Source organism: Pseudomonas sp. MT3 (assembly GCF_054720805.1).
Map to the genome: position 1 here is coordinate 196,421 of NZ_JBTVPY010000009.1, position 8,268 is coordinate 204,688.

Annotated in this window: 8 protein-coding genes; all 8 read left to right on the forward strand. The window is 66.3% G+C overall.

What is annotated here, in order from left to right; all coding sequences use genetic code 11:
* Nucleotides 1–15: 15 nt before the first annotated feature.
* The 8 genes from ACYCAX_RS11830 (at nt 16) to ACYCAX_RS11865 (ending at nt 7,961) form a co-directional block, all read left to right on the forward strand.
* On the forward strand, nt 16–639 hold the full coding sequence (locus ACYCAX_RS11830) for a phosphoribosylanthranilate isomerase (RefSeq protein ID WP_460248089.1): 624 nt from the start codon (nt 16–18) through the stop codon (nt 637–639).
* Nucleotides 640–901: 262 nt separating this feature from the next.
* Complete coding sequence (accD, locus tag ACYCAX_RS11835; RefSeq protein ID WP_015478055.1) at nt 902–1,777, forward strand: acetyl-CoA carboxylase, carboxyltransferase subunit beta; 876 nt, start codon at nt 902–904, stop codon at nt 1,775–1,777.
* The gene (gene folC, locus ACYCAX_RS11840; RefSeq protein WP_460248090.1) at nt 1,774–3,054 is read left to right on the forward strand and encodes a bifunctional tetrahydrofolate synthase/dihydrofolate synthase; all 1,281 of its coding nucleotides are present in this window, start codon (nt 1,774–1,776) and stop codon (nt 3,052–3,054) included. The genes accD and folC overlap by 4 nt, the downstream gene beginning before the upstream one ends.
* Nucleotides 3,055–3,073: 19 nt before the next feature.
* Nucleotides 3,074–3,700, forward strand: coding sequence for an SPOR domain-containing protein (locus ACYCAX_RS11845; RefSeq protein ID WP_460248091.1), 627 nt, complete (start codon nt 3,074–3,076; stop codon nt 3,698–3,700).
* A gap of 104 nt (nt 3,701–3,804) precedes the next feature.
* Entirely contained in the window at nt 3,805–4,347 is a 543-nt protein-coding gene (locus ACYCAX_RS11850; protein ID WP_086009567.1) for a CvpA family protein, read from the forward strand.
* 105 nt (nt 4,348–4,452) lie between these two features.
* Nucleotides 4,453–5,958 carry an amidophosphoribosyltransferase gene (purF, locus tag ACYCAX_RS11855; RefSeq protein WP_460248092.1) on the forward strand — a complete coding sequence of 502 codons (1,506 nt, stop codon included), beginning with the start codon at nt 4,453–4,455 and terminating at the stop codon, nt 5,956–5,958.
* Nucleotides 5,959–5,985: 27 nt separating this feature from the next.
* Entirely contained in the window at nt 5,986–7,197 is a 1,212-nt protein-coding gene (locus ACYCAX_RS11860) for an O-succinylhomoserine sulfhydrylase (protein ID WP_015478050.1), read from the forward strand.
* Nucleotides 7,194–7,961, forward strand: a complete 768-nt coding sequence (locus ACYCAX_RS11865; RefSeq protein ID WP_015478049.1) for an SDR family oxidoreductase — start codon at nt 7,194–7,196, stop codon at nt 7,959–7,961. The genes ACYCAX_RS11860 and ACYCAX_RS11865 overlap by 4 nt, the downstream gene beginning before the upstream one ends.
* Nucleotides 7,962–8,268 lie beyond the last annotated feature (307 nt).

The following is an 8,268-nucleotide window of genomic DNA, read 5'->3' on the forward strand; positions in this document are numbered from 1 at the left end:
GAAGGTTGCTGCATCTTGTCCGCCGTTCGCATCAAAATCTGCGGTATTACCCGTGTCGAGGATGCCCTGGCCGCCGCCGAGGCCGGCGCCGATGCGATCGGCCTGGTGTTCTATGCCAAGAGCCCGCGCGCGGTCAGCATCCAGCAGGCGCGGGCGATCGTCGCCGCGCTGCCACCCTTCGTCAGCACCGTCGGCCTGTTCGTCGATGCCAGCCGTTGCGAGCTGGGGGAAATCCTCGATGCGGTGTCGCTGGACATCCTCCAGTTCCACGGCGACGAAACGCCCGAAGCCTGCTCCGGCTGGCACAAGCGTTACCTCAAGGCCTTGCGTGTGAAGCCGGGCGACGACGTGGCGGCGCAGATCGCGAACTATCCACAGGCCAGTGGTTTCCTCCTCGATACCTTCGTGGAAGGCGTGCCCGGTGGTACCGGCCAGGCGTTCGACTGGTCGTTGGTGCCCAGGGATGTGCAGCGCCCGTTGATCCTGGCCGGCGGCCTGACGGTCGCCAATGTGGCCGGCGCCATCGCCCGGGTGCGCCCCTACGCCGTGGATGTCAGCGGCGGGGTGGAGGCGAGCAAGGGCATCAAGGACGCGCAGAAGATCCGCGACTTCATAGCCCTGTGCCGGTCCGTGGCGTGACGCGGAATCTTCATGTGACGACGAGCGGCCTGCCGCCGTCCACTACCCAATCGCTGCCCGGCAGCGCTGGGAGTCGTCGGGGCTGGCAGTCGTCAGAGCTTGCCCGCCGGCGACCCGCATCGAGTGGTGTATTCGTGGCGACGCCCCAGGCGGCGCCTTTGTTTGCGAGGGGTTCGGGTCTTGAGGCCGGAACCGCGACGATGAATTTGCTCAGGGGTACGCGCATGGCGTCAGGCCGTGCCCCTGCACTGGAGACGAGAGCATGAGCAACTGGCTGGTAGACAAGCTGATCCCTTCCATCATGCGTTCCGAAGCGAAGAAGAGCTCGGTTCCGGAAGGCCTGTGGCACAAGTGCCCGTCCTGCGAGGCGGTGCTGTACCGTCCCGAGCTGGAAAAGACCCTGGACGTCTGCCCGAAGTGCGATCACCACATGCGCATCGGCGCCCGTGCCCGCCTGGATATCTTCCTCGATGAAGAGGGTCGCGAAGAGCTTGGCGCCGAGCTGGAGCCGGTGGATCGCCTGAAGTTCCGCGACAGCAAGAAGTACAAGGATCGCCTGAGCGCCGCGCAGAAGGACACCGGCGAGAAGGATGCGCTGATCTCCATGAGCGGCAAGCTGATGGGCATGCCGGTGGTGGCCAGCGCCTTCGAGTTCTCCTTCATGGGCGGCTCGATGGGCTCCATCGTCGGCGAGCGTTTCGTGCGCGCCGCCAACTACGCCTTGGAAAACCGTTGCCCGATGATCTGCTTCTCCGCTTCGGGCGGTGCGCGCATGCAGGAAGCGCTGATTTCCCTGATGCAGATGGCCAAGACCTCCGCCGCGCTGGCGCGCCTGCGCGAAGAAGGCATTCCGTTCATCTCCGTGCTGACCGACCCGGTCTACGGCGGCGTTTCCGCCAGCCTGGCGATGCTCGGCGACGTGATCGTCGGCGAGCCGCGCGCCCTGATCGGCTTCGCCGGCCCGCGGGTGATCGAGCAGACCGTGCGCGAGAAGCTGCCCGAAGGCTTCCAGCGTAGCGAGTTCCTGCTGGAGCACGGTGCCATCGACATGATCGTCCACCGTTCGGAAATGCGTCAGCGGCTCGCCAGCCTGCTGGCCAAGTTCACCAACACTCCAAGTACCGCGCTCGCAGGATGACCCCACGTACCCTTGCCGACTGGCTCAGCTACCTCGAACAACTCCACCCCACGGCAATCGACATGGGGCTGGATCGCTCCCGCGAGGTGGCCGGCCGGCTTGGGCTGGGGCGTCCCGCGCCCCGCGTGGTGACCGTCACCGGCACCAACGGCAAGGGTTCCACCTGTGCCTTCCTCGCCGCCCTGCTCGGCGAGCAGGGCCTGCGCGTCGGCGTGTACAGCTCGCCGCACCTGCTGCGCTACAACGAGCGGGTGCTCATCGAGGGCGTCGAAGCCAGCGATGAGGCGCTCTGCGAAGCCTTCGCCGCCGTCGAGGCGGCCCGTGGCGAAACTTCCCTGACCTACTTCGAGATGGGCACCCTCGCGGCCTTCTGGCTGTTCGAGCGCGCCGGCCTGGACGCCGTGGTGCTGGAAGTCGGCCTGGGCGGCCGGCTGGACGCGGTGAATCTGCTGGATGCCGACATCGCGGTGGTCACCAGCATTGCTGTCGACCATGCCGACTGGCTGGGCGATACCCGTGAAAGCATCGCCTTCGAGAAGGCCGGTATCTTCCGCGCTGGCAGGCCCGCCGTGTGTGGCGACCTGGAGCCGCCTGCGCCGATCATGGAGCAGGCCCGCAGCCTGGGCGCGCCGCTGGTGCTGCGCGGCCGCGATTTCGACCTGGCGCTGGGGGAGGGCGACTGGCATTGGCGCGGCCGCAATGCCGCCGGGGAAGCCTTGAGCCTGCATCACCTGCCGCAGCTCGACCTGCCGATGGAGAACGCGGCGCTGGCCTTGCAGGTCTATGCACTCATGGACCTGCCGTGGCTGCCGGAACAACTGATCGCCGCCCTGCAGCGTACCCGCGTCACCGGGCGCCTGGATCGTCGCGTCGTGCAATGGCGCGGTGAAGCGCGCCATCTGCTGCTGGATGTCGGGCACAATCCGCATGCCGCGCAGTACCTGGCCGGCCGCCTGCGTGCGGCGCCGCCCAAGGGTGTGCGGCGCGCCGTGTTCGGCCTGCTGGCGGACAAGGATCTGGACGGCGTACTGGAACCCGTGCTCGGCTTGGTGCAGGATTGGGCCGTCGCGCCGCTGCCCACTGGTCGCAGTCGGCCGGCCCAGGAGCTGGAAGCTGCGCTGCGTGCCCGTGGCGCGAGCGTCAGTCGTCACGCGAACATTGCCGCGGCGCTCGAAGCGCAGTGCAATGAGGCGTCGGCGGGCGACGAGATTCTGGTATTCGGTTCGTTCTACAGCGTGGCGGATGCCCTGGAGTGGCTCGTCAGGGCTGCTCGATAACGGAAAAGGGGAGTGATTCATGGCCTTGCTCGATAAGGGGCTCAAGCAGAGGGTTGTCGGTGCGCTGGTGCTGCTGGCGCTGGCCATCATCTTCCTGCCGATGCTGTTTACCCGCGAGGACGAGATGCGTCAGGTCGTGGTCGAGGCGCCGGTGATGCCCAAGCCGCCGGCGATGCCGAGCGTCGAGGTGCAGCCCACCGAGGTGCCGGAGCCGCAGGCCGAGGAAGCCGATGCTGCCCCACAGCCGGAAGTCGCCCCCGTGCCGACTGCGCCCATCGCCAGCCTTCCCGCTCAATCGGCTCCGGCCCAGCCGGCCGCTCCGGCACCCAAGCCGGCCGCTCCCGCGCCGCAGCCGGCGCCGGCTCAGGCCAGCACAGCGCCGGCTCAGCGCCTGGACGCCAGCAACCTGCCGGTCAGTTGGTCGGTACAGTTGGCCAGCCTGTCCAACCGCGCCCGCGCGGACGAACTGCAGAAGTCGCTGCGCAGCCAGGGGTATAACGCCTATGTGCGCAGTTTCGACGGCATGAACCGCGTATTCGTCGGTCCGGTGGTCGAGCGCGCCGAGGCGGACCGCCTGCGTGACCAGCTCGGCAAGCAGCAGAAGCTCAATGGCTTCGTCGTGCGCTTCCAGCCCGAGCGCGGCTGAGTCGGTTCGTTAGCTTCACTCAATCAGCCTCGGGTCAAACTGGGGCTCCGCTAAATCGAAGGCCTCTGCTAAAATGCGGGGCCTTTCCGTTTCTGGGCCGCAACGTGGCATTTACCTGGGTCGATTGGACGATGATCGGCATCATCGTCATTTCCAGCCTGATCAGCTTGAGCCGTGGTTTCGTCAAGGAAGCCCTGTCGCTGGTCACCTGGATCGTAGCCGGTGCGGTCGCCTGGATGTTCGGCGGCGCGCTGGCCGAGCACCTCGCACCCTACATCCAGTTGCCCTCGGGGCGCGTCATTGCCGCTTGCGCCATTCTGTTCGTCGTCACGCTGCTGCTGGGCGCGCTCGTCAATTTCCTCATCAGCGAGCTGGTACGGGTGACCGGCATGTCCGGCACCGACCGCGTGCTCGGCATGGTGTTCGGCGGCGCCCGTGGCGTGCTGCTGGTGGTGTTGCTGGTCGGCCTGCTGAGCCTGGCGCCGGTGCAACAGGACCCGTGGTGGCAGCAGTCGGTGCTGCTGCCGCACTTCCTGATCGTCGCCGACTGGTCGAAGAACACCATTCTGGCGTTCGCCGGGCACTGGATGTCCGGCGTTACCATCGCTCCGCCGTCCGGAGCGGGGTCTTTGCTGCCGGCCCAGTGACGGGCGGGTGGAGGCGACGGGTAGCCGTCGCCGTAACGGCAGGTCCGGTGGATACTGCCGAATAACGGATTGTTTTAGCCTGAAACCAACTAGGGGTTGCGTCGCATGTGTGGCATCGTCGGTATCGTGGGCAAGTCGAACGTCAATCAGGCGCTCTATGACGCGCTCACCGTTCTCCAGCATCGTGGCCAGGACGCTGCGGGGATTGTCACCTGTCAGGACGACCGTCTGTACCTGCGCAAGGACAACGGCCTGGTCCGTGACGTCTTCCAGCAGCGCCACATGCAGCGCCTGGTCGGCAAGATCGGCATCGGCCACGTGCGCTACCCCACCGCGGGCAGCTCCAGCTCCGCCGAGGCGCAGCCGTTCTACGTCAACTCGCCCTACGGCATCACCCTGGCGCACAACGGCAACCTGACCAACGTCGAGCAGTTGGCCAAGGAAATCTACGAATCCGACCTGCGCCACGTGAACACCAACTCCGACTCGGAAGTGCTGCTCAACGTGTTCGCCCATGAGCTGGCGGTGCGCAACAAGCTGCAGCCCATCGAGGAAGACGTGTTCGCCGCGGTTGCCGGCGTGCATGCCCGCTGCGTTGGCGGTTACGCCGTGGTGGCGATGATCACCGGCTACGGCATCGTCGGCTTCCGCGATCCCCATGCGATCCGCCCGATCGTCTTCGGCCAGCGCCACACCGAGAACGGCGTGGAATACATGATCGCCTCGGAAAGCGTGGCCCTGGACGTCCTCGGCTTCACCCTGATCCGCGACCTGGCGCCGGGCGAAGCGGTGTACATCACCGAAGACGGCAAGCTCTACACCCGCCAGTGCGCGGCCAATCCGCAGTACGCGCCGTGCATCTTCGAACACGTCTACCTGGCCCGTCCGGACTCCATCATCGACGGCATCTCGGTCTACAAGGCGCGCCTGCGCATGGGCGAGAAGCTGGCCGACAAGATCCTCCGCGAGCGTCCGGACCACGACATCGACGTGGTCATCCCGATCCCGGACACCAGTCGCACCGCCGCGCTGGAGCTGGCCAACCGCCTGGGCGTGAAGTTCCGCGAAGGCTTCGTGAAGAACCGCTACATCGGCCGTACCTTCATCATGCCCGGCCAGGCCGCGCGCAAGAAATCGGTACGCCAGAAGCTCAACGCCATCGAGCTGGAATTCCGCGGCAAGAACGTGATGCTGGTGGACGACTCCATCGTTCGCGGCACCACCTGCAAGCAGATCATCCAGATGGCCCGCGAGGCCGGCGCGAAGAACGTCTACTTCTGCTCCGCTGCCCCGGCGGTACGCTACCCCAACGTCTACGGCATCGACATGCCGAGTGCCCACGAGCTGATCGCGCACAACCGCAGCACCGAGGAAGTCGGCGAACTGATCGGTGCCGACTGGCTGGTGTATCAGGACCTGCAGGACCTGATCGAATCCACCGAGGGCGGCAAGATCAAGATCGAACACTTCGACTGCGCCGTGTTCAACGGTGAATACGTCACCGGCGACGTCGACGAAGCCTACCTGGACAAGATCGAGCAGGCGCGCAACGACGCGACCAAGACCAAGGGTACCGCCGTCAGCGCCATCATCGATCTGTACAACGACTGATTCAGACACGAATAGGGAGAGCAGGGCATGGCTCAGGATTGGGAAGCCGGCCGGCTGGACAGCGATCTGGAGGGTGTCGGTTTCGATACCCTCGCGGTACGCGCCGGGCAACGCCGCACCCCGGAGGCTGAACACGGCGAAGGCCTGTTCACCACCTCCAGCTATGTGTTCCGCAGTGCCGCCGATGCGGCCGCGCGTTTTGCCGGTGAAGTGCCGGGCAACGTCTACTCGCGCTACACCAACCCTACGGTGCGTACCTTCGAGGAGCGCATCGCTGCGCTGGAAGGCGCCGAGCAGGCGGTGGCCACCTCCACCGGTATGTCGGCGATCCTCTCCCTGGTGATGAGCCTGTGCAGCGCCGGCGACCATGTGCTGGTCTCGCGCAGCGTGTTCGGCTCGACCATCAGCCTGTTCGAGAAGTACTTCAAGCGCTTCGGTATCGAGGTGGACTACCCGCCGCTGAGCGACCTGAAAGCCTGGGAAGCGGCCTGCAAGCCGAACACCAGGCTGTTCTTCGTCGAATCGCCGTCCAACCCGCTGGCCGAGCTGGTGGATATCGCTGCGCTGGCCGAGATCGCCCATGCCAAGGGCGCGCTGCTGGCGGTGGACAACTGCTTCTGCACCCCGGCGCTGCAGCAGCCGCTGAAACTGGGCGCGGACGTGGTGATCCACTCGGCGACCAAGTACATCGACGGCCAGGGCCGCACGATGGGTGGCGTGGTCGCCGGTCGCCGCGCGCAGATGGAGCCCGTCGTCGGCTTCCTGCGCACCGCCGGCCCGACCCTGAGCCCGTTCAATGCCTGGATCTTCCTCAAGGGCCTGGAAACCCTGCGTGTGCGCATGCAGGCCCACAGCGCCTCGGCGCAACAGGTCGCCGAATGGCTGGAACGGCAGCCCGGTATCGACCGCGTGCACTACGCGGGCCTGGCCAGCCACCCGCAGCACGAACTGGCCAAGCGTCAGCAGAAGGGCTTCGGTGCGGTGGTGAGCTTCGAGGTGAAGGGCGACAAGGCTGCGGCCTGGCGCTTCATCGACGCCACCCGGATGATCTCCATCACCACCAACCTGGGTGACACCAAGACCACCATCGCCCACCCGGCCACCACTTCCCACGGTCGTCTGTCGCCGGCCGAGCGCGAGAACGCCGGCATCCGTGACAACCTGATCCGCGTCGCCGTGGGCCTGGAGGATGTCGCTGACATCACGGCTGACCTGGCGCGGGGTCTGGCCGCCCTGTGAGCGCAACGGAGCTCTTCGGTAACGGTCGCGTCGCCCTGGTGACGGGCGCGGCGCGCGGCATCGGCCTGGGTGTCAGCGCCTGGCTGATCGCCGAGGGCTGGCAAGTGGTGCTGGCCGACATCGACCGCGAGCGCGGGCCGAAGGTCGCCAGGGCACTGGGCGAGCGCGCCGCTTTCGTGGCGCTGGACGTGGCCAACGAGGCGCAGGTGGCGACGGCGATTGCCGATGTCATCGGCCAGTACGGCCGTCTCGATGCGCTGGTGAGCAACGCCGCCATCGCCCGGCCGCACAACACGCCGCTGGAAGGCCTGGGCCTGAACGAGTGGAACCGCGCCCTGGCGGTGAATCTCACCGGTCCGATGCTGCTGGCCAAGCACTGCGCGCCGTACCTGCGCGCGCACAACGGCAGCATCGTCAACATTGCCTCGACCCGCGCGCACCAGTCCGAGCCGAACTCCGAAGCCTATGCGGCGAGCAAGGGCGGCCTGTTGTCGCTGACCCATGCCCTGGCCAGCAGCCTGGGGCCGGAGATTCGCGTCAACGCCATCTCCCCAGGCTGGATCGATGCTCGCGACCTGCGTGCGCGTGAAGCCGAGCCGCTGACCGAGCTGGACCATGACCAGCACCTGGTCGGCCGTGTCGGGACGGTGGAGGACGTCGCGGCGGCGGTGTCCTGGCTGGTCGGCGACGGTGCTGGATTCGTCACCGGGCAGGAACTGGTGATCGATGGCGGCATGACCTGCAAGATGATCTACCTCGACTGAGTGTCGAGTGTGGAAGAGGAGGGCGGCCCGAGGGTCGCCCTTTTTCTTGGCGGGAGAGTTCGGCGTTGGGCTGTTCGCGAGCAAGCTCGTTCCTACACCCGAGCTGCACCACCCTACCTGTAGGAGCGAGCTTGCTCGCGAACCGTGCCCAGAATCGAGGCCCCAACCGCGCGCCGAACTTTTTTTGCGGAAAATGAAAAAAAGTTCAATCAGGGCATTGACTTAGGTTCTGCCGACTGTAGAATGCGCCCCACTTCGAGACGAAGGGTGATTAGCTCAGCTGGGAGAGCATCTGCCTTACAAGCAG

Excerpts from the sequence above, each read along its gene's own strand:
- ACYCAX_RS11860 (WP_015478050.1), top strand. The coding sequence starts at position 5,986 with ATGGCTCAGGATTGGGAAGCCGGCCGGCTGGACAGCGATCTGGAGGGT.
- ACYCAX_RS11845 (WP_460248091.1), top strand. The coding sequence starts at position 3,074 with ATGGCCTTGCTCGATAAGGGGCTCAAGCAGAGGGTTGTCGGTGCGCTG.
- accD (WP_015478055.1), top strand. The coding sequence starts at position 902 with ATGAGCAACTGGCTGGTAGACAAGCTGATCCCTTCCATCATGCGTTCC.
- folC (WP_460248090.1), top strand. The coding sequence starts at position 1,774 with ATGACCCCACGTACCCTTGCCGACTGGCTCAGCTACCTCGAACAACTC.
- purF (WP_460248092.1), top strand. The coding sequence starts at position 4,453 with ATGTGTGGCATCGTCGGTATCGTGGGCAAGTCGAACGTCAATCAGGCG.